This window comes from Mycolicibacterium holsaticum DSM 44478 = JCM 12374 (assembly GCF_019645835.1).
Lineage (GTDB): Bacteria > Actinomycetota > Actinomycetes > Mycobacteriales > Mycobacteriaceae > Mycobacterium > Mycobacterium holsaticum.
The window spans coordinates 2,063,751-2,089,388 of the sequence record NZ_CP080998.1 but is presented as its reverse complement, the minus strand read 5'-3'; the positions used below and the strand labels follow the sequence as shown (position 1 = coordinate 2,089,388).

Sequence of the window (25,638 nt, the reverse complement as noted above, 5' to 3'; positions counted from 1 at the left end):
GGCCATCTCATGAGCCACTCCCGTGGGGCACCATCATCTCCGAAAGGCCGACGGCGGGCTCGGGCGGCACGAAGTCGGGCCGCATCCAGGCCTCGCTGTAGGTGACCTCGTTGGGCCGCGCCTGGGTGCCGACGAACAGGTTCTCCCCCAGCGGCGGGAAGTTGTACTGACGGTTCTTCACGATCGGCGCGAGGTACTGCACGCACAGCTTGGCGGCCTGCTCGGCGCCCAGCCGGGAGGCGGCCTGCACCGCCCCGCACAGGAAGGACACCGGGTTGGCGAAGTTGCTCACCATCAGCGCACCGGTCAACGACCCGTTGGCGGGCTCGTAGATGTTGTTGAAATTGGCCATGACCGTCGGCAGTATGTGCAAGGTCTGTTCGAGGTCGTCGAGGCTGCCGACGACCGCGGTGGAGATCGACGTCAGCTTGTCCGAGGCGATCCCGAGCGGTTCGCGGTTCTCGGCGACGAACGTGCGTACATCGTCGACGACGTCGTTGAGGTCCTCGACCGCCTGACCGACCTCGTTGGGATCGTCGGCAATCAGCGACGACACCGCGGACAGGTTGACGTTCAGCCGGCCGAGTAGGTCGCTGCTGTCGCGCAGGGCCGACACCAGCGCCGCGAGGTTCCTGATGGTGCCGAAGACGTCCTTGCTGTGATCACCCAGCGTGGACAGCGTCTGCGAGAGCCGGATCACCGTCGCGCGGATCGTGGTTCCCTGACCGCGCAGATTGTCTGCGGCCGTGTTGATCACGGCACCCAGGCTGCTCATCCCGCCGGGTTCGGCCGGCTTCAGCATGTCGGTCAACCGTTCGAGCTGTGCGCGCACGTCGTCCCACTCCACGGGCACGGCGGTGCGTTCCAGGGGGATGACCGCACCGCCGGCCAGTTTGGGTCCGCCGGTGTAGGGCGGGGTCAGCGCGATCGCCCGGCCGGTCACCAGTTGCGGAGACAAGATGATCGCGTTGGCCTCGGCAGGCACGTGGTAGCGACGGTCGAACCAGAAGGTGATCTTGGAGCGCAGCGGTTGCGGTTCGATCTTCACCACCTTGCCGACGGACACGCCCCGGATGCGCACGTCGTCACCGGGATACAGGCCGATGCTGTTGTCGAAGTAGGCGACCACCACGTTCCTGTCGCGGTGTTCGCTGAGCCGAATAGTCACCACCATCCCCGCGATCAGCACCGTGATCAACGTGATCGCCAGCGCGGCACGCGGTTTGACCGCCAACCTTTTCACGATGCGCCTCCTGGTGCGGCGGGCGGTCCGGGCGGCGGGCCACCCGGGGGCGGCGCCGGCGGCTCAGGCGTGTAGGGGTAGCGGCCGGGAAACTGCGTCGGCAGCCGCGGATCCTGGTTGCCGGTGATCGCGTCGGGCACCGAAAGCCGCGGTTGGCCGCCCTGACCGGTGCGCGGATACGGAACGGGCAGCGCGGGCGTGCCGGGCTGGCCGACCTGTGGATCGCTGAGTTGCGACGGCAGCAGGGTCGCCGGGTCCAGGCCCAGGTCGGAGAACGCGGCGTCGATGAACGGCTGCACGAATTGGCCCGGCAGCAGGTTGGCGACATAGGCCTTGAAGAACGGGCCCGAGGATATTGTCTCGCCCAACGCCATCGCGTAGGTGTTGAGTCCCTTGATCGCCTGCTGGATACGTTCTTTCCGGTTGTCGACGATGCTCAGGACGCCGTTGAGCTTGTCCAGCGCCGGCTTCATTTGTTGTCGGTTCTCGGCGATGAACGCCTTCAATTGCCGTGCCACCGCCGAGATGCTGGTGCTGATCTCGTCCATCGCCGCGCTCTGGACCCGCAACTGAGCCAGCAGCGCGTTGGTGTCGCGCACCAGGTCGACGATCTGATCCGTGCGGTGCGCGAGCACCCCGGTCGCCTCGGCGGCGTTGTCCAGCAGGTTGCGCAACTGCGCGTCCCGCGAGTTGAGGGTTTCGGCGAAACGTGCCACCCCGTCCACCGCGTTTCGCACATCGGGCGGGGTGTCGGCGAAGGTCTGCGCGAGGGTCGCCATCGAATCCGACAGCTGGGTGGTGTCCAGATCCCCGATGGTGGCGGCTAATTCGCCGAGGGCGTCGGGCAATTGGTAGGGCGAGGAGGTGCGCTCGATCGGGATCGGGCCGACCAGCTCGTCCTCACCCCGCGGGGTGACCGCGAGCTGTTTGGTACCCAGCAGGCCCTTGGCCCCGATCGCCGCTTCGGTCCGGTCGCCGAGGTGGATGTTTCCGGCGATGTCGAACGTGACCAGCACGCCGGAATCCTCCAGCGAGATATCCGACACCTTTCCCACCGGATATCCCGACACTTCCACGGTCGCACCGCTGTACAGCCCACCGGCATCCTCGAAGTAAGCCGCGTAGGAGGTGTTGTCGTTGACAAACGGCAGCCTCTGGTTGCCCAGCGCACCCGCCACGATCGCGACCACCGCCACCGCCCCCACGACGCCCAGCGTCAGCGGGTTGCGTTCGGAGAAGGTCTTTTTCAGTCTCATTTCGGTGCGCACCGCCCCGCGCTCTGACCGGCGACCTTGACGAACACCGGCTGTCCGCCCTTCCCGTTGAGTTTGAGGACCACGTCACAGAAGTAGAAGCTGAAGTAATCCCCGGATATCCCCTGCCGGTTCAGCTTCTGGTAGGCCTCAGGAAGGTCGTTGAGGACCTTGTCGAAGTACTCGTGGTCGGCCAGCACCACCGCGGCGACGCGGTCGGTTTGGTTGACGACGTTTCGCGCCGGCTCGCGCACATTGGTCAGCAGGTCGGCGACCGACTCCGCCGCGGCGTTGGTGTGGGCCACCGCGTTGGCGATATCGGTCCTGCGCTCGGCCAGCCCGTGGATCAGCTCCGACAACGACGACACCGCGAGATCCAACTGGTCGGATTGCCCGCCGAGCGAACCGAGCACCACGTTGAGGTTGTCGATCACCTGACCGATCAGCACGTCACGGTCGGCCAGGGTGTTGGTGACCGCGGCGGCCCGGTCCAGGAACGATTCGATGGACGGCCCCTGGCCCTGAAGTGCTTGCAGGAGTTGGCCGCTGAGCTCATTGACCTGTTCAGGCTCCAGCGCCCTAAACAGCGGACGAAAGCCGCCGGTGACCGATTCGAGGTCCAATGCAGGGGAGGTCCGCGCCATCGGGATCGTCTGACCCGGCGCCAGCACCGTCGGGCTCTCATCGCTGTCGGTCAACGCCAGGTATCGGCCGCCGATGAGGTCGTCGTAGCGGATCTCGGCGCGGGTGGACTCGGTCAGCACGGCCCTGGTGTCGGCGCTGAACTGCACCGTGACGGTCGCGTCGGCGTTGACGACGATGCTTTTGACCTTGCCGACCTCGACGCCGGCCACGCGGACCATGTTGCCCTCACGCAGCCCCGACACATTGCTGAACTCGGCGCGGTAGTCGCGGGCGTCGCCGCCGAACCTGAACTGTGCGAAGACCACGATGAGCGCGAACAGCGCCAGCGCACACACGAGCATGAAGGCCGCCAGGCGCACGACGACGCCTCGAAGTTTCGCGCTCACGGCGTTCCCGCCGGGTTCGGTGCGGCGGGAGAAACCCCGGGCCACAGGGGAACACCGCCCGGACCGTACAACGCGGCGCCGTAGGGCGGTGCCCACGGAGGCTGCGGTCCCGGGGCCGGCCCGGGCAGGCATTGCCGGATGCTCGGCTCCTGCGGAACCGCGCGGGTCACCGGGAAGTAGTTCGCCCAGCACGGATGTCCGATTCCCGGGTTGGGCCGGATGTCCAGGCCCCTGCCCCAGCCGGTGTCGGTGATCAACTGGCGTACCGGGAAGTTCTTCGTGGCGTCGGGCAGCGAACCGCATCCGGGTTTTCCGCCCGGCCCGCCCTTGGCAGCCACCACGGGCAGGTTCTCCGGATAGGCGTACGGGTCGTTACCCGGCAGCAGTGTCACGTCGACGACGAACGTTCTACCGTCACCGCCGAACATGTGGCCGGACTTGTCGAGTATCCAGTCGGCGCCCTGCAGCATGCAGGTGTAGGTCGGGCCGTAGAAGTTGACCAGGCTGGTCGTCGAGTCCAGGGTGTCGACGGCGGTGACCAGATCGTCTTTGGCGCTCGCCAGCAAGTTGGTTCCGGCTGTGGTCAGCCCGACGGCGTTGAGCAGCAAGGCATCCAGCGCGTTGCGGTGGTCCGTGACCGTGGTTGCGGTGGTGGATGCCGCGTTCAGGATCGCGACGATGTCGTCGGCGACCGAGCTGTAGATTTCGCCGACGTCCGTCACGGATCGCAGGTCGGCGCGGATGGTGTCGGTGCGGGCGTTGAGCGCGGTGAGAACCTCCTGGAGGCTTGTGGTGGCCGCGCCGATGCGCTGCCCGCGGCCACGCATCGCGTCGGCCACGGCGGTCAGCACGGCGTTGAGTTTCAGCGGATCCACCATGTCGAGCACGTCGACGAGGTTCTCGAAGACGGTGTTCACCTCGGTGGTCACGTTGGCCGAGCGCAACACCGCACCGGCAGAAAGGCGCTGCGGGCTCGGCTGCGTGGGGTACACGAGGTCGACGAACTTGGCCCCGAACACCGTGGTGACGTCGATCTTGGCTGCGACGTTGGCGGGGATGAACCGGATCTGGTCGGGGTCGATCTCCAGCTCGAGCCGCGCTTGGCCGGCATCGCCGTGGATCTCGGCAACCCGGCCCACGTTGACGCCGCGCAATTTGACCTTGGCACCGGTTTCGAGCACCAGCCCCGAACGGTCCGACGTCAGCGTGACCGGCACGTAGGACCGCAACGCACCGGTGAACGACGCTGCGGTCGCGCAGGCCAGCAGCGCGATGATGGCCAACAGGATCAGCGGCCACCACCGGTTGCCGAGACGCTGCCCTCGTGATCGCGGTGGCATCGGACTACCCGGCCAGGTGGAAGTTGCCGGACTGGCCGTAGACGGACAGCGTGACAGCCACCAGCACAATCGCGCCGACCACCATGGACGCCCGGACCGCCCGGCCGACGGCTTCCCCGACCCCGGCCGGACCGCCGGAGGCGGTGTAGCCGTAGTAGGTGCAGATCAACATGACCACGACGATCATCGCGATGGTCTGGACGAACGACCAGGCCAGGTCGGGGGTATTGAGAAACGTGTTGAAGTAGTGGTCGTACACCCCGGTGGCCTGACCGTAGATCGCCGTCGTTCCCACCCGGGCGGACACGAAGCCCATGATCAGCGCGACGGCGTAAAGCGGTATGACGACGATGGTTCCGGCCACCACGCGGGTGGCTGCCAGGTAGGTCACGCTGCGGATGCCGATCACTTCCAGCGCGTCGACTTCTTCGTTGATCTTCATCGCCCCCATCTGTGCGGTCGCGCCGGCGCCGACCGTGGCGGTCAAGGTGACCTGCGCGGTCCCCGGCACGATGATCCTGGGGATGAAGTAGGCCGCCGCGAAGCCGGTGAACGCTTCGACGCCGACGCTCTGAAACTGGGTGTAGCCCTGCGCGGCCACCACCGCCCCGGTGGTCACGGTCATGAAGCCGACGATCACCACGGTGCCGCCGATGGCTGCCAACGCGCCGCTGCCCAAACCCATCTGGGCGATCAGGCGCAACACCTCGGGGCGGTAGTGGATGACGGCGTCGGGGATCGCGGCCAGGGTGGTGAAGTAGAACCGGGTCTGCGCACCGATGCGGTCCCATTCGGCGGCCAGCTTGGACCCGATCCGGCGCAGTCGTGGAAACCGGTTTCGGGCAACGGCTTTCGGAAGCGTACGTGTCATGGCTTGCCGTCTTTCAGGTCTGGGTGAATTGGACGCCGACAGCGGTCACGATGATGTTGATGGTGAACAGCACCATGAACGAGAACACCACGGTCTCGTTCACCGCGTTGCCGACGCCGGCCGGCCCGCCGCCCACCGAGATGCCCTTGTAGCAGGCGATCAAGCCTGCCGCCAGGCCGAACAGCGCCGCTTTGACCATCGAGACCACCACGTCGCCGACCCCCGTCACCAGCGTCATCCCTGCGATGAAGACACCCGCCGAGACGTGCAGGTTGTACACGCAGAAGAAGAACGACGCGATCATGCCGACCAGGTTCACCAAGCCGATCAGCGCGACCGACACCGTCGTGGCCGCGAGCACCCGCGGGATCACCAACGCCTGGATCGGATCGATACCCATCACGCGTTGCGCGTCGAGTTCCTCGCGGATGGTGCGCGCACCGAGATCGGCGCACATCGCGGTGGCGCTCGCACCCGCGGTCACCAGCACGGTCACCAACGGGCCGATCTGGTTGATGTTGAACAAGGCCGCACCGGCACCCGAGAAGTCCGCGGCACCGAATTCGGCCAGCAGGATGTTGAAGATGAACGTGTTGATCAGCGCGTACGGGATCACCATCAGCACCGCGGGCACCACCGAGACCCGCGCGACGAACCAGGTTTGATGCAGGTACTCCTGCCACGCAAGCGGTTTGGTGAAGATGCCGGCCGCCACATCCAGCGACATGCCGACGAACCCGCCGATCGCCCGCACCGGGGTGGCGAGTGTGTCCGCCGTAATCACCATGGCGTGAACGTGGTTCGAGCGGCACGGTGGCAGGTATCGTGCCAAGTGTTGTGCGGGCAGTGCCGATCGACTCGCGACATGCCCAGAGGCTATCGATCTCGGTGAGCCCGGTTCGGCTCCCCGTTGGGATATATCCCTCTCCCATAAGGGACATCTCCGTGTCGGCTGGTACGCGATCGCGGTCGTGTCGCGCCACCCCGTCGTGGGCGCGGGTATATCCCTTGGGGGATACGAAGTGCTCACCAACGGCATCTGACCAGAGCACACCTGCGGTGCTTGCATGGGTGTGAGCGGACCACCACACAGATCGGAGCAAGGCGCATGGGCTTTTTCAAGGATGCCGACGAGCTTGACACCTACATCGGCGGGGTCTTCCGCGACGCCGGCGAGCACCCGGAATCGGGCCCGAAACTCAAGGGCGCCAACATCGTCATGCGGGTGATCTACACCGACCCCGATTGCGAGATGACGATGGTCTTTCGCGACGACTACCAGGTGATCCCGGGCCCCAACGAGCACAAGGCCGACGTCACCCTGCTGATGCGCGGGGATACCGCCGACCAGTTCTGGCGCGGCGACTACAACCTCGCGATCGGCCTGGCCAAGGGGCAGGTCAAGGCCAAGGGACCGGTCAACAAGATCCTCAAGCTGGTTCCGCTGACCAAACCGCTGTTCCCGATGTACCGGGAGAAGGTCGCCGCCAAGGACGCCAATGCCTGAGACCATGCGGGCCGTGGTGCTGCGTGCGCCTCACCACGTCGAGGTCGCCGAGCTGCCGATACCCCACATCACCAGCCCGACAGACATTCTCATCCAGGTCGAACGGACCGCGATCTGCGGCACGGACCTGCACCCTTATGAAGGGCGCCTTGAACTCGAGCCCGATATCGTGCTCGGGCACGAGTTTCTGGGCACCGTCGTCGACGCAGGCAACGCGGTCAACCAGTTCACCGAGGGTGACCGGGTGGTCAGCTCGTGCGTGGCCAGTTGCGGCTCCTGCTACCAGTGCCGGCGCCACCAGCCCGGAAACTGTGCGGGGGCACGGATTTTCGGGCTGGGGATGGCGCTGGGTGACCTGGCCGGCGGGCAGGCCGAGTATGTGGTGGTGCCCAACGCCGACATCAACGCGCGACACATCCCGGCCGGCGGCACCGCCTGCGACGACGACATCCTGTTCGCCGGCGACATCATGACCACGGGCTACGAGGCGATCGCGCGGGCGATGATCCCCGGCGACACCGTGGCGGTGGTCGGCGCCGGACCGGTCGGTCTGTGCGCGACGATGGCCGCGGGCGCCTTGGGTGCCGCGCAGGTGATCGTCATCGACAAGGTGGCCGCCCGGCTCAAGGAGGCCGAGAACCTCGGAGCCAGCGCAGTCGACGCGGCGCAGATGGACCCCGCCGACGCCGTGCTGGACGCCACGGACTGGCGCGGCGCCGATGTCGTCGTCGACGCCGTCGGTCACGAATCAGCGCTGCTGACCGCCATTTCGCTGGTGCGCGCGGGCGGCACGTTGTCGATTCCGGGGGTGTACAACGAGGACGCCATCACGATGCCGTTCGGTGAGCTGTACCTCAAGGGCGTCAAAGTCGAGATGGGGGTCTCCCACATCACCGAATACATCGACGAAGTGATCGCGTTGAACTGCGCGGGCCGGCTGCGGCCCAGCGCGATCATCTCGCACCGGATGGGGCTGTCGCAGGCGCCCGAGGCCTACCGCATGTTCGAGGCCCGTGAAGCGACCAAGATCGTGCTGGATCCGAGGAGCTGATATGACAAGCGTTGCCGTCAAACACTATCCGATGCGGATCGGCGGTGCCGACGTAGACTCCGAGCGCCGCATGACGATCGTGGATCCGGGCACCGGCGAAACTGTGGCCACGGTCGCCCAAGGCGGATCTGCCGAGGTCGATTCCGCGGTCGCCGCGGCGAAGTCCACCTTCGACGCCGGTGTGTGGCGGCTGAAGACACCGCAGGAACGCGCGACGGTGATGCGCCAGATCACCGCCGCGGCCAACGCGGTCGCCGACGAGCTGGTCGAGCTGGAGATGTGTGCCAACGGCGCGACCGTGCGCCAGGCCACCGGATTCCACATCGGTTATGCGCTCACGCATTTCAACTACTTCGCCGATCTGGCCGAAACGTATGCGTGGCAGCGCCCCGCGCCGATCTCGTCGTTCCCGGCGCTGGGCCAACCGGTCGTGCACCGCGAACCGATCGGTGTGGTGGGTGCGATCGCCCCGTGGAACTTCCCGCTGCTTCTGACGCTGTGGAAAGTCGGCCCGGCGTTGGCCGCCGGGAACAGCGTGGTGGTCAAACCCGATGAGCACACACCGTTGTCGATCCTGGAGTTCGCCCGCATCGCCGAGGCCAACGGGTTGCCGCCCGGAGTGCTCAACGTCGTACCCGGCGACGGACCCGAAGCCGGAGCGCGGCTGGCCAGCCATCCCGACGTCGGCAAGATCGCGTTCACCGGCTCCACCGCGGTGGGACGCGAGATCATGCGGCTGGCGTCGGGCACCGTCAAACAGGTCACCCTCGAACTCGGCGGCAAGGGCCCCTCGATCGTGCTCGACGACGCCGACCTGGACATGGCGGCCGACGGGGTGCTCTACGGCTGCTTCGTGTACTCCGGCCAGGTGTGCGAATCAGGCACTCGGGCACTGGTTCCCGCCGATCGCCACGATGCGTTCGTCGACCGGCTGGTGCGACGCGCCCGGACCATCCAACTGGGCCCGACCCGGGACTGGGACACCGACATGGGTCCGGTGATCGACGGTAGACAACAGCGCCGCATTCTGGAATACATCCAGGGCGCCGTCGCCGAGGGCGCCCAGATCGTGCTCGGCGGTGAAGCGCTGCCGCAGCCGGGTTTCTGGGTCAGCCCCACCATCCTGACCGGGGTGCACAACGATATGCGCATCGCCAGGGAGGAGGTGTTCGGGCCCGTCCTGGTGGTCATCCCCTACACCGACGACGATGACGCCGTCGCGATCGCCAACGACTCCGAATACGGTCTGGCGGCCAGCATCTGGAGTGGCAACAACGCCAGGGCCCTGGAGTTGGCCGAGCGGATCCAGGCCGGCAGCGTGTGGATCAACGACGCGCATCAGATCAACTGCCAGGTCCCGTTCGGGGGTTACAAGCAGAGTGGGCTGGGCCGCGAACTGGGCCCCGACGCGCTGGACGCGTACACCGAGGTCAAGACCGTGCACCTGGATCTGTCCGGCGGTCGCGACGCCAAACCCTACGACATCCTGCTCAGCCACGCCGACTAGCCCACCCGAGGAGACCACGATGAGCCCTGTCGAAAGCGAACTGTTCACCGCCGACGTATCATTCGACGACGACGACACCGTCGACATCCCGCCCACCAACGATGTGGCCGCGACCCGCGCCTACGATCCGCTCAACGTGAGCAGCGACGCGTTCTGGGATCTCGATCTGCCCGAACGGGATCCGATATTCGCCGAGTTGCGCAGGGACCGCCCGGTCAGCTGGCAGCCGCCGATCGAAACCGCGGTCTCCCCGGATCCCGACGACCCCGGTTACTGGGCGGTGGTGCGGCACTCCGACATCATCGAGGTCAGCCAGAACAACGACGTCTTCGTCTGCCGGTACGGGGTGATGTTCGACATGTTGCCGCCGGTGTTTCTGGCGATGGCCATGTCGTTTCTGGCGATGGACAACCCGCAGCACCACAAAGTGCGCCGGCTGGTCAGCTCGGTGTTCACCCCGCGTCAGATCCGGCGCATCGAAGGGGATATCGCCACCCGCGCACAGCGCATCGTCACCGCGGCGGTGGCGATGCACCGCGACGGCCAACCGGTCGACTTCGTCGCCGACATCGCCAAGCACCTGCCGACCGAGATGTTCGGCGACATGTTCGGCTTTCCCGAGGAGATGCGTGCCGACCTCGTGCATGCCGCCGACGAGACGCAGGCATGGGCGGACCCGGTGTTGCTCGCCGGGCGGGATCCCGCGGAGGTCCAGGTCGAGGCGGCGCTGCGGATCCACGAAATGACCGAGGGGCTCATCGAGCAGCGCCGCAAGCAGCCGGCCGAGGACCTGCTGAGCGCCCTGGTGCACGCCGAGGTCGATGGTCAGCAGTTGTCGGAATTCGAGATCGGCGCCACCATGGTGCTGTTCTCGGTGGCCGCCAACGACACCACCCGGCACACGTCGAGCCTGGCAGCCAAGGCGCTCAACGACTTTCCCGATCAGCGCAGATGGCTCTGGGACGATTTCGACGGCCGCATTCCCACCGCGGTCGAGGAGTTCCTGCGTTGGGGGTCGGTGGTGCAGAACTTCCGCCGCACCGCCGTGGAGCCCTACGAACTGGGTGGCCAGCAGATCCTGCCCGGTGACAAGGTCGTGATGATGTACGGATCGGGCAACCGCGACGAGACGGTGTTCGACGACCCCACCACCTTGAACCTCGATCGCCGACCGAATCCGCACATCGCGTTCGGCGGCGGCGGTATCCACTACTGCCTGGGTAGTCAGTTGGCCAAGGTGATGTTGCGCTCGCTGTTCCGCGAGCTCCGCGATCAGACACCGGATTTCTGCACCGGTGCACCGGAATTGGTGCGCACCAACTTCATCCGCGGGGTGTTGAGCATGCCGTTCGATCCGGGGATAACGCGATGAGCGCCTGCCGGGTGGTGTTTTCCGCGGATCGCTGCGCAGGCATCGGGCTGTGTGAAGCGACCGCACCGGACGTCTTCGAGATCGGCGACGACGGCAAAATGCATGTGCTGCAGACGGTCGTCGACATCACCCGGCGCCTTGAAATCGAGGAAGCCGCCACCAACTGCCCGACCCGGTCGCTGCGCATCGAGATCGTCGATTGATGGTCGTCAAGCCCCGTCGGACTGGTACAGCATCGAGACGGCCTCGACCCGGTTCTCGGCGCCCAGCTTGCGCAAGATGTGCTTGACGTGTTGTTTGACGGTGCCTTCCGAGATGAACAGCTTGGTGGCGATGGCGCCGTTGGTGCGTCCGTGGGCCATGTGCTCGAGGATTTCGATCTCGCGCGACGTCAGCCGGTCCCGCACCGACCGCACCGCCCTGCGCGTGGGTCCGGCCAGCACCCGACCCGGTTCACCCGCGGTGGCCGTCTCGTCCAGATCGAAATCGTGCATGCTCGACACCGCGTTGTCGCACTCCTGCGACGCCGACCGCAGCGCGCCGCCGACCGCGTCGAGTTGGGCGGCCGCCCTGGCCCTGCTGAAGGCCAGCGCCAACCCCTTGGCGTACGCCGCGAGCATCTCGCAGTCGGCGGCATCGGTCTCGCGTTTCTGCAGGTAGCGGTCGGTGTGCAGGAGCGCCACCACCCGGTCGCCCGCCATCACCGGCGCGGCCACATACGAGTTCGAGCGCGACGCCTCGGCGATCGGCCGGTGCACGCGCGCCTCGTGCTGAACGTCGGTGACCAGCCTGGCTTCCCGTCGGCGCACGATCTCGGTTTCGAAGAGCCCCCGCACCAGCGGCTGCGGTTGCTCCTGCCCGGCGCGGTTGATCTGCGCGGCCCACTCCGGATCGTCGGGCACGTACACCGAGTGCGAGATCCACACCCCGTCGACGATGCGCGAGAAGATCGCCCGGTCGAAGCCGAGCCGGGTGACGGCGTGCGGGGCCAGTTCCATCAGCTCGGCCACCGAGCACGGCGCCGACTCCAGACATCCCAGCGCCTCCCCGAGCCGGTGCGAGGCGTCCCTGACCCGCACCAGCGCCACGTCGGCGTCGGCCAGTTTGCGCAAGGCCGTCAACAGGGCCGTGGCATCGGAATTGTCGTCGAGGACGTCGGCCAGCGCCGTCCAGGCGTCATCGAGGATGGCGCGCGCGTCGGCGGCGGCGGGTCGCCATTTCGGATCGTCGGGGTCGGCGATGGACCGTAACCCGGCCAGCACCGCGCGCAGCCGCTCGTCGGTCGGCGCTGATCCAGCCGACGTCGCGCGGTCCTCGCGATCCACCCCGCCAGCGTAGAGAAAGGAAACGTGATGTACCCAGGAATCCACGCGGCCGTCGACCCGGCGAAGCCGGCCGCCATCATCGTCGACACCGACCAGGTGCTGACCTACGGCGACCTGGAGGAGCGGTCGGTACGGCTGGCCAACGCCCTGCGCGAGGCCGGGGTCCGCCGCGGTGACGTGGTCGCGTTGCTGTCGACCAACAACGTCGAGGTCTTCGTCGTGTACTGGGCCTGCCTGCGCGCCGGGCTCTACCTGACCTCGCTCAACTACCACCTGACCCCCGCCGAGGCCGCCTACATCCTCGCCGACTGCGGCGCCTCGGTGCTGATCGCCTCACCCGACCTGGGCGCGCTGGCCCTGCAGGCCGCCGAAACGGCGCCCGACCTGCGGTTACGTCTTGCCTACGGCGCCGGATCGCCGGGCCTGGACGCCTACGCCGACTTCCTCGCCGGCGCGTCACCGTTGCGATCCGACGACGAACCTCGCGGCGCCGACATGCTCTACAGCTCCGGAACGACGGGCCGGCCCAAGGGAATCAAACCCGCGCTGCCCGAGCGCCAGGTCGGCGATGACGGCGACCCGTACGTCACGGTGTTCGGCGCCGCGTACGCCATGTCGGCCGACACCGTCTACTTCTCCCCCGCGCCGCTGTACCACGCCGCGCCCCTGCGGTTCGGGATGATCGTGCACTCGCTGGGCGGCACCGTGCTGAGCACGTCGAAATTCGACGCCGAGCAGTCACTGGCGGTGATCTCGGGCTACGGCGTCACGCATTCGCAGTGGGTGCCGACCCACTTCGTGCGCATGCTGCGGCTGCCCGGCGCGGTGCGCAGCCACTACGACGTCAGCTCGCAGACCCACGTGATCCACGCCGCGGCGCCGTGCCCGGTCGAGGTCAAAAAGCAGATGATGGCGTGGTTCGGTCCGATCCTGCACGAGTACTACTCGTCGACCGAGGCCAACGGTGTCACGATGATCGGCCCGGACGAATGGCTGGCCAAGCCGGGTTCGGTCGGCCGGGCCACGCTCGGCATCCTGCACATCTGCGACGACGACGGTCGCGAACTGGCGGCCAACGAGACGGGGCTGGTGTATTTCGAGCGCGACACGATGCCGTTCGTCTACCACGGCGACCAGGAGAAGACCGACGACGCACGCCATCCCGACCACCCGACGTGGTCGACGTGCGGCGACGTCGGTTTCGTCGACGCCGACGACTACCTGTTCCTGCGCGACCGCAAGGCGTTCACCATCATCTCGGGTGGCGTCAACATCTATCCGCAGGAGATCGAGAACGCTCTGGCGTTGCATCCCGACGTCTTCGACGTCGCGGTAATCGGGGTGCCCGACGCGGAGTACGGCGAGATCGTCGCCGCGATGATCCAGTTGCAAACCGGCGTCGTCGCGGACGCCGACGTCGCCGATCGCATCAAATCGTATCTGCGCGAACACATTGCGGGATACAAGGTGCCGCGGCGCATCGAGTTCGTCGACTCCCTGCCCAGGACGGTGACGGGAAAGCTCGTCAAGGGTGTGCTGCGAGATCGGCTCACCCGCACCGGATGACGGCGGCGTCGATATCCTGGTAGGCGATGGTCGACACTGCCCGTTTTCCCACGCTCACCCAGCAACTTTTCCGCCTGGCGAGTGGCTCCGTCACGTCCGTCGAGCTGACCCGGCGCTCGCTGGACGCGATCGAGGCCAGCCAACCCACACTCAACGCGTTCCGGGTGGTCCTGCGGGAGGAGGCGTTGGCCGACGCCGCCGCGGCCGACCGTAAACGCGCGGCGGGCGAACAACTTCCGCTGTTGGGGATTCCGATCGCGGTCAAGGACGACGTCGACGTCGCCGGGGTGCCGACCCGGTTCGGCACCGACGGCACGGTGCGGCGGGCCTCCCAGGACGCCGAGGTCGTGCGGCGGCTGCGCGCGGCGGGCGCCGTGATCGTCGGCAAGACCAACACGTGCGAGTTGGGGCAGTGGCCGTTCACCAGCGGGCCGGGTTTCGGCCACACCCGCAACCCGTGGTCGTGTGAGCACACCCCCGGCGGGTCCTCGGGCGGCAGCGCCGCGGCCGTCGCGGCCGGGCTGGTGACCGCGGCGATCGGCTCCGACGGTGCGGGCAGCGTACGGATCCCCGCGGCGTGGACGCATCTGGTCGGCATCAAACCGCAGCGCGGCCGCATCTCCACCTGGCCGCTGCCCGAGGCGTTCAACGGCATCACGGTCAACGGGGTGCTGGCGCGCACCGTGGCCGACGCCGCGATCGTGCTGGACGCCGCGTCGGGCAACGTCCCTGGCGATCTTCACCAGCCGCCGCCGGTGCGGGTGTCGGATTCGGTCGCGCAGGCGCCCGGTCCGCTGCGCATCGCGATGTCGACGAAGTTCCCCTTCACCGGGTTCCGCGCCAGCCTGCATCCGGAGATCCGCGCCGCGATGCAGGCCGTCGCCGCCCAACTGGGCGAGTTGGGCCACACCGTCACCGAGAACGACCCCAGCTACAGCCTCGGGATGTCGTGGAACTTTCTGTCCCGCTCGACGTCGGGGCTGCTGGACTGGGCCGACCGCCTCGGCTACGGCGTTCGGCTGGACGCGCGCACCAAGTCCAACCTCCGGATGGGCCGGTTGCTCTCGGAGAACGTGCTGCGTAAGGCGCGCGCTCGGGAGGCCGCCGCACAGCGCCGGATGGGATGGATCTTCAACATCGCCGACGTGGTGCTGGCGCCGACGACCGCGCAACCGCCGCCGCTGGTGCACGATTTCGATCACCGCGGCGGCCTGTCCACCGACCGCACGATGATCAAGGCGTGCCCGGTGACGTGGCCGTGGAACCTGCTGGGCTGGCCGTCGATCAACGTGCCGGCCGGGTTCACCTCGGCCGGGCTGCCGATCGGTGTTCAGCTGATGGGCCCCGCCAACAGCGAGCCGCTGCTGGTGTCGCTGGCCGCCGAACTGGAGGCGATCAACGGGTGGGCGATGAAGCAGCCGCAGCCGTGGTGGACCGCCGGGCCAGCCCCGGACCCCACGCCGACCGGCCGCAACGAACCCGACATTGTGGGGTCCATCTCCGACGAGGTCGCGTAAGGTCTTCGATCATGAATGCGCGGCGCTACGCATACGCGGTCCCGGCACTGGCCCTAGCGGGCGGGTTGGTCGCGGGAATGCCCGCGGCGAACGCGGACAACAAGCGGCTGAACGACGGTGTGGTCGCCAACGTCTACACCGTGCAGCACCAGGCCGGGTGCGACACCGACATCAAGATCAACCCCAAGCTGCGGTTGGCTGCGCAGTGGCACACCAACGACGTGCTGCACAACCGGGCGCTGAACTCCGATATCGGCTCGGACGGCTCGACCACACTTGATCGGGCGCGCAACGCGGGCTACGCCGGCGACGTCGCCGAGACCGTCGCGATCAACCCGGCGTTGGCCATCAGCGGTATCGAGTTGATCAACCAGTGGTACCACCGGCCCGACTACCACGCGATCATGGCCGACTGCGCCAACGTCGACATCGGGGTGTGGTCGGAGAGCCTGATCGACCGCACCGTGGTGGTCGCGGTCTACGGCAAGGGCGACGCCGCCCCGCCCGTCAACGCCCCGGGTCAGCGCCCGTTCGGGCAACCGGGCGCGGGCGTGCCGGGCTGAGGTCTAGAACCCCAGCCGGCCCAGCTGTTTGGGATCGCGTTGCCAGTTCTTGGCGACCTTGACCCGCAGGTCCAGGAACACCTTGGTGCCGAGCAGCTTCTCGATCGACGTGCGCGCGGCGGTGCCGACTTCGCGTAACCGCGCGCCGCCCTTGCCGATGACGATGCCCTTCTGGCTGTCGCGCTCGACGAACAGGTTGGCGCGCACATCGACCAGGTCCCCTTGTTCTGGTGAGCGGCCTTCGCGCCGGCTGACCTCCTCGATGACCACGGCCAGCGAATGCGGCAACTCGTCGCGCACACCCTCGAGCGCGGCCTCCCGGATCAGCTCGGCCATCAGCGTTTCCTCGGGTTCGTCGGTGAGCTCCCCGTCGGGATAGAACGCCGGGCCCGGCGGCAGCTGCGCGGCCAGCACGTCGGTCAGCACGCCGAGGTTCTCCCCGGTGGTCGCCGACACCGGCACGATCTCGGTGTCGGGGCCGACCAAGTCACTGACCGCGACCAGTTGCGCGGCCACCCGGTCCTTGGCCACCTTGTCGATCTTGGTCACCACCGCGATCAGCGTGGTGTTCGGCGCGACGGCGCGGATCTGCTCGCAGATCCACCGGTCCCCCGGCCCGATCCGCTCGTCGGCGGGGATGCACAGCCCGATGACGTCGACCTGGGAGTAGGTGTCCTTCACCAGATCGTTGAGCCGCTGCCCGAGCAGGGTGCGCGGCCGGTGCAGGCCGGGGGTGTCGACGAGGATGATCTGGAAGTCGTCGCGGTGCACGATGCCGCGGATCGTGTGCCGGGTGGTCTGCGGCCGGTTCGACGTGATGGCGACCTTCGCGCCGACCAACGCATTGGTCAGCGTGGACTTGCCCGTGTTCGGCCGGCCGACAAAACACACGAAGCCGGAGCGGAAGTCCGTCATGGCGTCCCGCTTCGCGCGCCGAGACTGCGGGCATATCGCGTTTTCGGCGGTTTCTGCGATCTGTGCGCAGTCTCGAGCCTCATGTGGGGTTTCCCGACCGGTCGGTGATGAGAACGGCCGCGTCGGCCGACAGTTCGCGCACCGCGGCGACGCCGGCGTCGTCGACGGTTCCGCCGACCAGCACCGCCGCTTCGAGCCCGCTGGCGCCGGAAGAGACGGCGGCGGCGACGGCGGCCTGCAGTGCCGTCAGGCGCAGCGCGTCCAGCGCGACCGGCGCGCCGGCGTAGGTGCGGCCGTCGGCGTCGCGCACGGCGGCGCCGGTGGTCGCGTCGGCCCGGCCCATCGCGCCGCGGGCCAGCGTCACCAACTTGGCGTCCTCGGGGTCGAGCTCACTCATTGGGTCTCCTTGGGTGCCGGCGCCGTCGGGCTGACCAGGACGGTACCGATGCGGACCCGGCCGCGGTGGTCGGGACCGCCCTCGGCGCGCAGCCGCAGCCCGTCCCAGGTGACCTCGGCGCCGGGCAACGGCACGCGGCCCAGCTCGAAGGCCACCAGCCCGCCGACGGTGTCGACGTCGAGGTCTTCGTCGAACTCGATGTCGTAGAGCTCGCCGAGGTCTTCGATCGACAGCCGCGCCGACACGCGGTAGCGCTTGTCGCCCAGGTCCTCCACCGGAACGGTTTCACCGGCGTCGTATTCGTCGACGATCTCGCCGACGATCTCCTCGAGCACGTCTTCAATGGTGACCAGCCCGGCGATGGCGCCGTACTCGTCGACCAGCAGCGCCATGTGGTTGCGGTCGCGCTGCATCTCGCGCAGCAGGTCGTCGAGGGGTTTGGAGTCCGGAACGAACACCGCCGGCCGCATCACCTCCGACACCCTGGTGCCGCGGCCCCCGTCGGTGGAGTAGTAGGTGCGCTGCACAAGGTCTTTGAGGTAGACCACGCCGACGATGTCGTCGACGTTCTCGCCGACCACCGGAATCCGGGAGTGCCCGCTGCGCACCGCCAGCGACGTGGCCTGCCCCGCCGACTTGTCCGCCTCGATCCACACCATCTCGGTGCGCGGCACCATCACCTCGCGGGCCGGGGTGTCGCCGAGTTCGAACACCGACTGGATCATCCGGCGCTCGTCGTCGGCGACCACGCCGCGCTGCTGGGCCAGGTCGACGACCTCGCGCAGTTCGATCTCGGAGGCGAACGGTCCGTTGCGGAAACCGCGGCCCGGTGTCAGCGCGTTGCCGATCAGCACCAGCAGCCGGCTGATCGGGGTCAGCAGCAGCGAAACCGCTTGCAGCGGAAGGGCGGCCAGCAACGCGATCGTGTACGCGTGCTGTCGGCCCAGGGTGCGCGGGCCGACGCCGATGACCACGAAGCTGACCACCACCATGATCGCCGCGGCCACGAACAGCCCCCACGTCACGCCGAGATGACCGTCGAGATAGGCCGCGAGCAGCACGGTCGCGCCGACCTCGCACGTGATGCGCAGCAACACGATGAGGTTGATGTAGCGCGGCCGTTCGGCCATCACCTTGGCCAGCCGGACCGCGCCGGGGCGTTCGTCGCGCAGCAGTTCGTCGACGCGCGCCGGCGACACCGTGCTCAGCGCCGCGTCGATGGCCGCGAACAACCCACCGAGACCGACCAGCACGATCGCGACGATCAGCTGCCCCGCGGTGCTCACAGTTCGTCGAAGTATCGGGAGTTGTCCAGCAGCCTGCGTTCCTTCTCGGACTGGCGATGCTGATGATAGGACTCGACCTGATCGGCCACCCACTCTTCGAGCAGTTGGCGCTGCAGCGTGAACATCTCCTTTTCCTCATCGGGTTCGGCGTGGTCGTACCCGAGAAGGTGCAGCACGCCGTGCACGGTCAGCAGGGCCAGCTCCTGGCCCAGCGAGTGACCGGCCGCCGCGGCCTGCTCGGCGGCGAACTCCGGGCACAGCGCGATGTCGCCGAGCAGCGCCGGGCCCGGCTCGGGCGCGTCGGGCCGCCCACCGGGTTCCAGCTCGTCCATCGGAAAGCTCATCACGTCGGTGGGCCCGGGCAAATCCATCCACCGCATGTGCAGGTCGGCCATGGCCGCGGTATCGAGCAGCACCATCGACAACTCGGCTGCCGGATGCACGTTCATCTTGCGAATGACGAACCGGGCGACGCTGATCAGTTCGTCTTCGGAGACGTCGATGCCCGACTCGTTGGACACCTCAATGCTCATATCGGGCTACCGTCGTGACCTGTTCCCCGAGGCCCGCCGCTGGGCCCGGTTCACCAACCCCGGCTCCTCGAATTTCGCGTACGCATCGACGATTTCGGAGACCAGCCGGTGCCGCACCACGTCGGCGCTGGTGAGTTCGGCGAAGTGGATGTCGTCGATGCCGTCGAGGATCTGCATCGCCGCGCGCAGTCCGGAGCTTGCGCCGCCGGGCAGATCCACCTGCGTGATGTCGCCGGTGACAACGACTTTCGAACCGAAGCCCAGCCGCGTCAAGAACATCTTCATCTGTTCGGCGGTGGTGTTCTGCGCCTCGTCGAGAATGATGAACGCGTCGTTGAGAGTGTTGTGCGTGAGCAGAAAGTCTTCAGTCACATAAAGGGAATCCGCAGCCGCCACTCGAATACAGACAGCCTCCTCAGTTCCTGCCGGCTCGATGCGATCGATATAGCGCTTCGGCTGACCGCCCCCTGTTACGTCATACTTGGCCGCCTTGCGTGCGAGTCGAAATGGAGCGATGCCCTCGGGAAGGCGAATATCGAGAGTGTGCGCGTCAGCCCGGTGATGTACGTCCTGGCCCCGCGCCTTTCCGGGCTTCCGTCCCTCGGCCTTCCTGGTTCGCGAGTAGACGACACCGCCGATCGATCGAACGAGAAACTTGACGTCATCTCTGAGGCGGTCAGAAACGGTGGTGAATTGTATTCGGCAAGTACGGCCCTGCTGGGTGACAGGATCTCCATCACTATCGAACAGGCCTTGCAGGACGCCGAGCCTGGCATCGAACGAGTTGAACAGGTACTCCCGCGGAACGAACTTGCGGTCGGACTTCAGACCCATCAGACCGAGGCGGCGCAAAGCGCCTGTCACCGGGTTCTCAATCGTGATGACTTCCCCAGGACGCCTTACGCGGTTCAGTACGTAATCGACGTCGGTTTTCCGACGAACGTCAATGCCTGGGATGCGGCGCTGCAGAGCGTCGGCCAATTCAGGATCACTCGTGGCGAATGCAGGGGTGGCTCGACACGAAAAGCAGCCGTCACCGAGAAGCAAGCCAAGGGCGTACGGGTCGAGAGGTACCGAACGCCGTTCGAACTCCGCGGGGGCGCTCAACAATGGCAGTTCATAGCGGTGGTAATGAGCTGCGCGGAGGTTGCCAATCATCTCCTTGGTCTGCAGCACTCGGGCCGGTTTCCCGCGATAACGGTCGCTGCGCGTGTATACGGACCACAGGTGGTCACCGGATGCGAGGGTCGACGAGCCGTCCTGGGTGTAGACGCGGTAGATCTCCTTGAATCCTTGCGGATACACACCCAAGACCTCAGTCGGTCGGCCATCGGATCCGATGACGAAGTCGCCGACATTCAGGTCACCGATTGGCTGGAAGCCCTCCGGCGTCAGTACTTCGGTAAACAAGGGCTGCGCGCGGCCCCGCATGTACGCCAGCGGTGCCACCTCGATCACCCCGGCGCTCATCAGTTTTGGGATCAATTCGGGATCCATCATGTCGTGCAGCGCGTCGTAGAGCGGTCGCAGGTAGGGGTCGATCTTCTCGCTGAGGGTGCCCGGCAGGAAGCCCAGCCGCTCCCCGGCCTCCACGGCAGGCCGGGTCAGGATGATCCTGGTGACCTGTTTGGTCTGTAACGCATTGACCGCCTTGGCCATTGCCAGATACGTCTTGCCGGTGCCTGCCGGGCCGATGCCGAAGACGACGGTGTGCGCGTCGATGGCGTCGACGTAGCGCTTCTGGTTCAGCGTCTTGGGGCGGATCGTCTTGCCGCGCCGCGACAGGATGTCAAGGGTCAGCACCTCGGCGGGCGACTCGTTGCCGGCGCCGGTGAGCATGCTCACGCTGTGCCGCACGACGTCGGGGGTCAGCGACTGCCCGCTGGCCACGATCGCCAGCAATTCGGAGACCACGCGCTCGGCCAGCGCGACGTCAGCGGGTTCACCGGAGAGGGTCAGCGCGTTGCCGCGCACATGGATGTCGGCCGCCAGCACCCGCTCGAGCGCGCGCAGATTCTCGTCGGCGGAACCCAGGAGGCCCACGACATAGGCGGGTGGCACATCGATTCTGGAGATGCTGCTTTGTACCGACTCAGAAGACTGTTCAGCCTGCGACGAGTCAGCGGTCGTCTCGCGGGGCGTCAAGAGGGTTCAGTGCCTGCTTTCTGTGTGTGTCCTGGCCTGGCGGTTCGTCAAGAACCCCCAGTTTACCGCCGGGTCGTGACGCTTCCCAATGTTTAGCGCAGGCGCCCGGTTCACCGCCACCGCCCGGTCAGCACGCCAAGGGCCCCCAGCGCGACCGCCGCCGCCGTCGAGGTCCGCAGCACGGTGGGACCCAGCCGCACCGGCGTCGCGCCGGCACCGGACAGCGCCGCGACCTCGTCGTCGGTGATGCCGCCTTCCGGGCCGACGACCAGGTACACCGCACCCGCATCGGCCACCGGCACGTCGGTGAGCGGGCGCGTCGCCGATTCGTGCAGGACGAGCGCGACGGCGTCGCGGGTGCCGAGGCGCTCGACCAGCTCGGCCGTCGACACCACGGCGCCGACCTGCGGGATGTGCGCGCGGCGCGACTGGCGGGCCGCGGACCGGACCACCGCGCCCCAGCGCCGCAGCCCCTTGTCCACCTTGGCCGCACCGTCCCATCTCGCGACGCAGCGGGCGGCCTGCCAGGCCAGAAACGCGTCGGCCCCGGCCTCGGTCGCCAGTTCGACGGCCAGCTCCGCACGGTCGGATTTCGGGATCGCCTGCACGACGGTCACCGTCGGCGAAGGGGGCGGCACGAAACGGCGCTCCAGCACCCGCGCGGTCAGGCGGGCCTTGGCCGCCTCCTCGACGACACAGTGCGCCAGCTCGCCGGCGCCGTCGCTGAGCGCCAGCCGCTCGCCTGCCCGGATGCGGCGCACGTTGGCGGCGTGGAAACCATCGTCGCCGTCGACGACGACGGTCTCACCGACCGGCGCCAGCGCGTCGACGTAGAACAGCGCCAACGACACGACGGGTCAGCGGCCGCTGAACGTTTCGCGCAGCCGGGAGAACAGCCCGCCACCGGAGGACCCCGCCGCCCCGTTGGTGGAGCGCACCTCGGCGACGTCGCGGGTGCGGCGTTCCTTGAGCTTGCCCAACAACTCGATGTCCTCGTGCTCCAGCCGCGACGGCACGACGACCTCGATGTGGGCGTGCAGATCACCGCGCACCCCGGACCGCAGATGGGGCATGCCGTGGCCGCGGAGCGTCGTCACCTGCCCGGGCTGGGTGCCCGCCGGGACGGTGATCTCCGTGGGGCCGTCGATGATCGCCTCGACGCTGACGCTGGTGCCCAGCGCGGCATCGACCATCGGTACCGAAATCGTGCAGTGCAGGTCATCGCCGTCGCGCACGAAGATCTCGTGCGGCTTCTCGTGCACCTCGACGTAGAGGTCACCGGCGGGTCCGCCGCCGGGCCCGACCTCGCCCTGGGCCGCCAACCGCACCCGCATCCCGTCGCCGACGCCTGCGGGGATCTTGACGCTGATCTCCCGTCGCGCCCGCACCCGGCCGTCACCGCCGCAACGGTGGCACGGGTCGGGTATCACCTCGCCGACGCCGCCGCACACCGGGCACGGCCGTGACGTCATCACCTGGCCGAGCAGCGAGCGCTGCACGGTCTGGATCTCGCCGTGGCCGCCGCACGTGTCGCAGGTGGCGGGGCTGGAGTTGCCGTGGGTGCCCTTGCCGTGACACAGGTCGCACAACACCGCGGTGTCGACGGTGACCTGCTTGGTCACCCCGGTCGCGCATTCGGCCAGGTCCAGCCGCATCCGCAGCAGCGAGTCCGAGCCGGGCCGGACCCGCCCGATCGGCCCGCGCGACGTCGGGCCGCCGCCGAAGAACGCCTCGAACACGTCGCCAAGCCCGCCGAACCCGGCGAACCCGTTGCCCGCGGCGCCCGCGGATTCCAGCGGATCGCCACCGAGATCGACGATCCGGCGCTTCTCCGGATCGCTCAACACCTCGTAGGCGACGCTGATCTCCTTGAACCGCGCCTGGGCGTCCTCGTCGGGGTTGACGTCGGGGTGCAGTTCGCGCGCCAGCTTCCGATAGGCGCGCTTGATCTCCGAATCACTTGCGCCCTTGCTCACTCCGAGCAGCCCGTAATAGTCGCGTGCCACGCCTGACCTGCCTGTCTATGCCTGTGTTTGGTGCCGAGTTATCGGCTGCCTAAGACTTCGCCGATATAGAGAGCAACCGCAGCGACATTAGCGATAGTTCCCGGATAGTCCATCCTGGTGGGTCCCAACACACCCATGCCGCCGTACACCTTGCCCGCACTACCGTAGGCCGTGCTGACCACCGCGGTGCCCGTCATCTCCTCGGCCTCGGTCTCGTGACCGATGCGCACGGTGACCTTGCCGGCCTCCTGCTGCGCGGCCAGCAGCCGCAGCACCACGACCTGTTCCTCCAGCGCCTCGAGCACCGAGCGCAGCGAGCCGCCGAAGTCGGCGGTGTTGCGGGTCAGGTTGGCGGTGCCGCCCAGCAGCAGCCGTTCTTCGCGGTGCTCGACGAGGGTTTCCACCAGCACCGTCGCGGCTCGCCCGATCGCGTCGGACAGTCCGCCGGTCCCGTCGAGCTGGGCGGCCAGCTCGGCCACCGCGGCGGATGCGGCCGACAGCGGTTTACCCTCCAGCGCCTGCGCCAGCCGATCACGGAGCTGCCCGAGTTCGTGGTCGTCGATGGTGTCGCCGAGCTCGACGATGCGCTGGTCGATGCGCCCGGAGTCGGTGATCACCACCAGCAGCACCCGCGCCGGGGTGAGCGGGACGACCTCGAGGCGGCGCACGGTCGACGCCGTCAGCGTCGGGTACTGCACGATCGCCACCTGCCGGGTGAGCTGCGCCAGCAGCCGCACGGCGCGGCGCAGCACGTCGTCCAGGTCGACGCCGGATTCCAGGAACGTCAGGATCGCGCGTCGTTCAGACGTGGACAGCGGTTTGACGTCGTGGATGCGGTCGACGAACTCGCGGTAGCCCTTCTCGGTGGGCACCCGGCCCGAGCTGGTGTGCGGCTGGGTGATGTAGCCCTCGGCCTCGAGGACCGCCATGTCGTTGCGCACGGTCGCACTCGACACCCCGAGGTTGTGTCGCTCGACAAGGGTCTTGGAGCCGATCGGTTCCTTGGTGGCCACGAAGTCAGCGACGATGGCGCGCAGCACCTCGAACCGACGCTCGTCGGCACTCCCCATGGTTCACCTCCGATTTCGCTGTCCAGTTTACGGTCATCAGCAGCGCGAATACCCGCCAGCACAGTTCACGTGGCGAACGGCGCCTGTGCGATAGCCTTCGCAGCGTGAACCCTCCGCCCAGATCGAGGACACCGGGGGCGTCCGGCAGATGATCTTCAAAGGCGTCCGCGAGGGCCGACCGTATCCCGATCACGGGCTGTCCCACCGGCAGTGGGCCCGGATCCCACCGCGGCAGATCCGGCTCGACGAGTTGGTGACGACGACGACCGTGCTCGCCCTTGACCGGTTGTTGTCGGAGGACTCGACGTTCTACGGGGACCTGTTTCCGCATGCGGTGCGCTGGAAGGGCATCGTCTATCTGGAGGACGGGCTGCACCGCGCGGTGCGGGCCGCGCTGCGTAACCGCACCGTGCTGCACGCCCGGGTGTTCGACATGGACATCCCGTCCCCAGCTGACGCGTGGGCCTAGTAGCCGGCAGGCCTAGCCGCGAGGCGCCGCCGACCGCGTCCACAGCAGCAGGGCGCTGAGCAACTGCCAGCCCAGGATCGTGTACACGCAGGCCCGCTCGACGAGCCCGACCGGCGCGTAGTTCACCGCCCAGTCGTTGTAGTTCTGCAGCATCGCGAAGATCACGATCCCGGCGACGCCGATCAGCGCGCCGACCCAGCGGTACCAGCGCGCCGCGGTGGCGCGCGCCACCACCGCCGATCCGGCCAGCACCGCGGCGTTGCCGCCGAGGATCGCCAGAAACGCGCCGAGCGCGTGCAGCCACTGATATCCGTTCGTCCACAGCGGGGAGCCGCCGTGCACGACGCCGACCAGGAGGTTGCCTACGGCGTTGAGCGCCGCCAGCACGACGAACACCGCGCTGAAGCGGCCCCGGACCGCCGTGGCGACCAGCAGTGCCCCGGTCAGGAACAGCACCCCTTGGGCGTAGAAGGCGGCGTTCATCAGATAGGCGCGCGGTGACCAGGCCGGAACGCCCAGCGAACTGATGTAGTGCTGGGTGTAGCTGTATCCGGGTAGCGCGGCCGCCGCCAGCAGTTCGAGCACGACGTAGCCGAGCGCCGCGGCAACCCAACATGCCGCGGCCACCGTAAGCGTCGTCGGCCGCGTCGTGGTCGCCACGGCAACCAACG

General features: G+C 67.7%; 24 protein-coding genes and 3 pseudogenes. 9 read left to right on the top strand and 18 right to left on the bottom strand.

All coding sequences use genetic code 11. From position 1 onward, the window contains the following. Positions 1–7: 7 nt before the first annotated feature. From K3U96_RS10025 to K3U96_RS10000, 6 genes are read right to left on the bottom strand one after another with little or no spacing between them, the layout of a single operon-like run. Positions 8–1,246, bottom strand: coding sequence for a virulence factor Mce family protein (locus K3U96_RS10025; RefSeq protein WP_220693474.1), 1,239 nt, complete (start codon positions 1,244–1,246; stop codon positions 8–10). Beyond that, the gene (locus tag K3U96_RS10020) at positions 1,240–2,499 is read right to left on the bottom strand and encodes an MCE family protein (protein ID WP_220692888.1); all 1,260 of its coding nucleotides are present in this window, start codon (positions 2,497–2,499) and stop codon (positions 1,240–1,242) included. The genes K3U96_RS10025 and K3U96_RS10020 overlap by 7 nt, the downstream gene beginning before the upstream one ends. Continuing rightward, entirely contained in the window at positions 2,496–3,527 is a 1,032-nt protein-coding gene (locus K3U96_RS10015; RefSeq protein WP_110917299.1) for an MCE family protein, read from the bottom strand. Before K3U96_RS10015 ends, K3U96_RS10020 begins: the two co-directional genes overlap by 4 nt. Beyond that, positions 3,524–4,867, bottom strand: a complete 1,344-nt coding sequence (locus K3U96_RS10010; RefSeq protein WP_220692887.1) for an MCE family protein — start codon at positions 4,865–4,867, stop codon at positions 3,524–3,526. The genes K3U96_RS10015 and K3U96_RS10010 overlap by 4 nt, the downstream gene beginning before the upstream one ends. 4 nt (positions 4,868–4,871) lie before the next feature. After that, positions 4,872–5,738 (bottom strand): ABC transporter permease, encoded by an 867-nt coding sequence (locus K3U96_RS10005; RefSeq protein WP_069405039.1) that lies wholly within the window; start codon positions 5,736–5,738, stop codon positions 4,872–4,874. 13 nt (positions 5,739–5,751) lie between these two features. After that, positions 5,752–6,525: an MlaE family ABC transporter permease gene (locus K3U96_RS10000; RefSeq protein WP_069405040.1), complete on the bottom strand. Its 774-nt coding sequence runs from the start codon at positions 6,523–6,525 to the stop codon at positions 5,752–5,754. Positions 6,526–6,846: 321 nt separating this feature from the next. Between K3U96_RS10000 and K3U96_RS09995 the strand changes: the two genes are divergently transcribed. The 5 genes from K3U96_RS09995 to K3U96_RS09975 are packed head-to-tail and all read left to right on the top strand — an operon-like array spanning position 6,847 to position 11,378. Continuing rightward, positions 6,847–7,245: an SCP2 sterol-binding domain-containing protein gene (locus K3U96_RS09995; RefSeq protein ID WP_069405041.1), complete on the top strand. Its 399-nt coding sequence runs from the start codon at positions 6,847–6,849 to the stop codon at positions 7,243–7,245. Then, positions 7,238–8,296 (top strand): alcohol dehydrogenase catalytic domain-containing protein, encoded by a 1,059-nt coding sequence (locus K3U96_RS09990; RefSeq protein ID WP_220692886.1) that lies wholly within the window; start codon positions 7,238–7,240, stop codon positions 8,294–8,296. Before K3U96_RS09995 ends, K3U96_RS09990 begins: the two co-directional genes overlap by 8 nt. Before the next feature lies 1 nt (position 8,297). After that, on the top strand, positions 8,298–9,803 hold the full coding sequence (locus K3U96_RS09985) for an aldehyde dehydrogenase family protein (RefSeq protein ID WP_220692885.1): 1,506 nt from the start codon (positions 8,298–8,300) through the stop codon (positions 9,801–9,803). Between the two features lie 19 nt (positions 9,804–9,822). After that, a complete protein-coding gene (locus K3U96_RS09980; protein ID WP_220692884.1) occupies positions 9,823–11,175 on the top strand; it encodes a cytochrome P450 in 1,353 nt (450 codons plus the stop codon). Further along, positions 11,172–11,378 (top strand): ferredoxin, encoded by a 207-nt coding sequence (locus K3U96_RS09975; protein WP_220692883.1) that lies wholly within the window; start codon positions 11,172–11,174, stop codon positions 11,376–11,378. Before K3U96_RS09980 ends, K3U96_RS09975 begins: the two co-directional genes overlap by 4 nt. A 6-nt stretch (positions 11,379–11,384) precedes the next feature. On the opposite strand, the gene K3U96_RS09970 is transcribed toward K3U96_RS09975, so the two are convergent. Next, positions 11,385–12,500, bottom strand: coding sequence for a LuxR C-terminal-related transcriptional regulator (locus K3U96_RS09970; protein WP_220692882.1), 1,116 nt, complete (start codon positions 12,498–12,500; stop codon positions 11,385–11,387). A gap of 27 nt (positions 12,501–12,527) precedes the next feature. Here K3U96_RS09970 and K3U96_RS09965 point away from each other — a divergent pair, with 27 nt between their 5' ends. Genes K3U96_RS09965 through K3U96_RS09955 form a run of 3 tightly spaced genes read left to right on the top strand, consistent with a single transcriptional unit; the run spans position 12,528 to position 16,146 of the window. Further along, positions 12,528–14,066, top strand: a complete 1,539-nt coding sequence (locus K3U96_RS09965) for an acyl-CoA synthetase (protein WP_220692881.1) — start codon at positions 12,528–12,530, stop codon at positions 14,064–14,066. A gap of 26 nt (positions 14,067–14,092) precedes the next feature. Continuing rightward, the gene (locus tag K3U96_RS09960; RefSeq protein WP_220692880.1) at positions 14,093–15,583 is read left to right on the top strand and encodes an amidase; all 1,491 of its coding nucleotides are present in this window, start codon (positions 14,093–14,095) and stop codon (positions 15,581–15,583) included. Between the two features lie 11 nt (positions 15,584–15,594). Beyond that, on the top strand, positions 15,595–16,146 hold the full coding sequence (locus tag K3U96_RS09955) for a CAP domain-containing protein (protein ID WP_069405046.1): 552 nt from the start codon (positions 15,595–15,597) through the stop codon (positions 16,144–16,146). Positions 16,147–16,149: 3 nt separating this feature from the next. Here K3U96_RS09955 and era read toward each other — a convergent pair whose 3' ends face one another. From era to hrcA, 10 genes and pseudogenes are all read right to left on the bottom strand, one after another. Then, positions 16,150–17,061: a GTPase Era gene (gene era / locus K3U96_RS09950; protein ID WP_220692879.1), complete on the bottom strand. Its 912-nt coding sequence runs from the start codon at positions 17,059–17,061 to the stop codon at positions 16,150–16,152. Positions 17,062–17,140: 79 nt separating this feature from the next. Further along, positions 17,141–17,458, bottom strand: coding sequence for a cytidine deaminase-like protein (locus K3U96_RS09945; protein ID WP_220692878.1), 318 nt, complete (start codon positions 17,456–17,458; stop codon positions 17,141–17,143). Next, a complete protein-coding gene (locus K3U96_RS09940) occupies positions 17,455–18,744 on the bottom strand; it encodes a hemolysin family protein (RefSeq protein WP_220692877.1) in 1,290 nt (429 codons plus the stop codon). Before K3U96_RS09940 ends, K3U96_RS09945 begins: the two co-directional genes overlap by 4 nt. Next, positions 18,741–19,277: an rRNA maturation RNase YbeY gene (gene ybeY, locus K3U96_RS09935; protein WP_069405050.1), complete on the bottom strand. Its 537-nt coding sequence runs from the start codon at positions 19,275–19,277 to the stop codon at positions 18,741–18,743. Before ybeY ends, K3U96_RS09940 begins: the two co-directional genes overlap by 4 nt. A 6-nt stretch (positions 19,278–19,283) precedes the next feature. Next, positions 19,284–19,619, bottom strand: a pseudogene (locus K3U96_RS26880) (PhoH family protein); the annotation flags it as partial. Between the two features lie 261 nt (positions 19,620–19,880). Then, positions 19,881–20,111 (bottom strand): annotated as a pseudogene (locus tag K3U96_RS26875) (LAGLIDADG family homing endonuclease); the annotation flags it as partial. Positions 20,112–20,696: 585 nt separating this feature from the next. Next, positions 20,697–21,422: pseudogene (locus K3U96_RS26870) on the bottom strand (PhoH family protein); the annotation flags it as partial. 110 nt (positions 21,423–21,532) lie between these two features. Beyond that, the gene (locus K3U96_RS09925; RefSeq protein WP_069405051.1) at positions 21,533–22,273 is read right to left on the bottom strand and encodes a 16S rRNA (uracil(1498)-N(3))-methyltransferase; all 741 of its coding nucleotides are present in this window, start codon (positions 22,271–22,273) and stop codon (positions 21,533–21,535) included. Positions 22,274–22,279: 6 nt separating this feature from the next. Then, positions 22,280–23,428: a molecular chaperone DnaJ gene (gene dnaJ, locus K3U96_RS09920; protein ID WP_220692875.1), complete on the bottom strand. Its 1,149-nt coding sequence runs from the start codon at positions 23,426–23,428 to the stop codon at positions 22,280–22,282. A 38-nt stretch (positions 23,429–23,466) separates the two neighbouring features. Continuing rightward, entirely contained in the window at positions 23,467–24,498 is a 1,032-nt protein-coding gene (gene hrcA / locus K3U96_RS09915) for a heat-inducible transcriptional repressor HrcA (protein ID WP_069408135.1), read from the bottom strand. Between the two features lie 148 nt (positions 24,499–24,646). Between hrcA and K3U96_RS09910 the strand changes: the two genes are divergently transcribed. After that, positions 24,647–24,967 (top strand): type II toxin-antitoxin system VapB family antitoxin, encoded by a 321-nt coding sequence (locus K3U96_RS09910; RefSeq protein WP_069408134.1) that lies wholly within the window; start codon positions 24,647–24,649, stop codon positions 24,965–24,967. Positions 24,968–24,979: 12 nt separating this feature from the next. On the opposite strand, the gene K3U96_RS09905 is transcribed toward K3U96_RS09910, so the two are convergent. Continuing rightward, positions 24,980–25,627, bottom strand: a complete 648-nt coding sequence (locus K3U96_RS09905) for a DUF998 domain-containing protein (protein ID WP_230982411.1) — start codon at positions 25,625–25,627, stop codon at positions 24,980–24,982. Positions 25,628–25,638 lie beyond the last annotated feature (11 nt).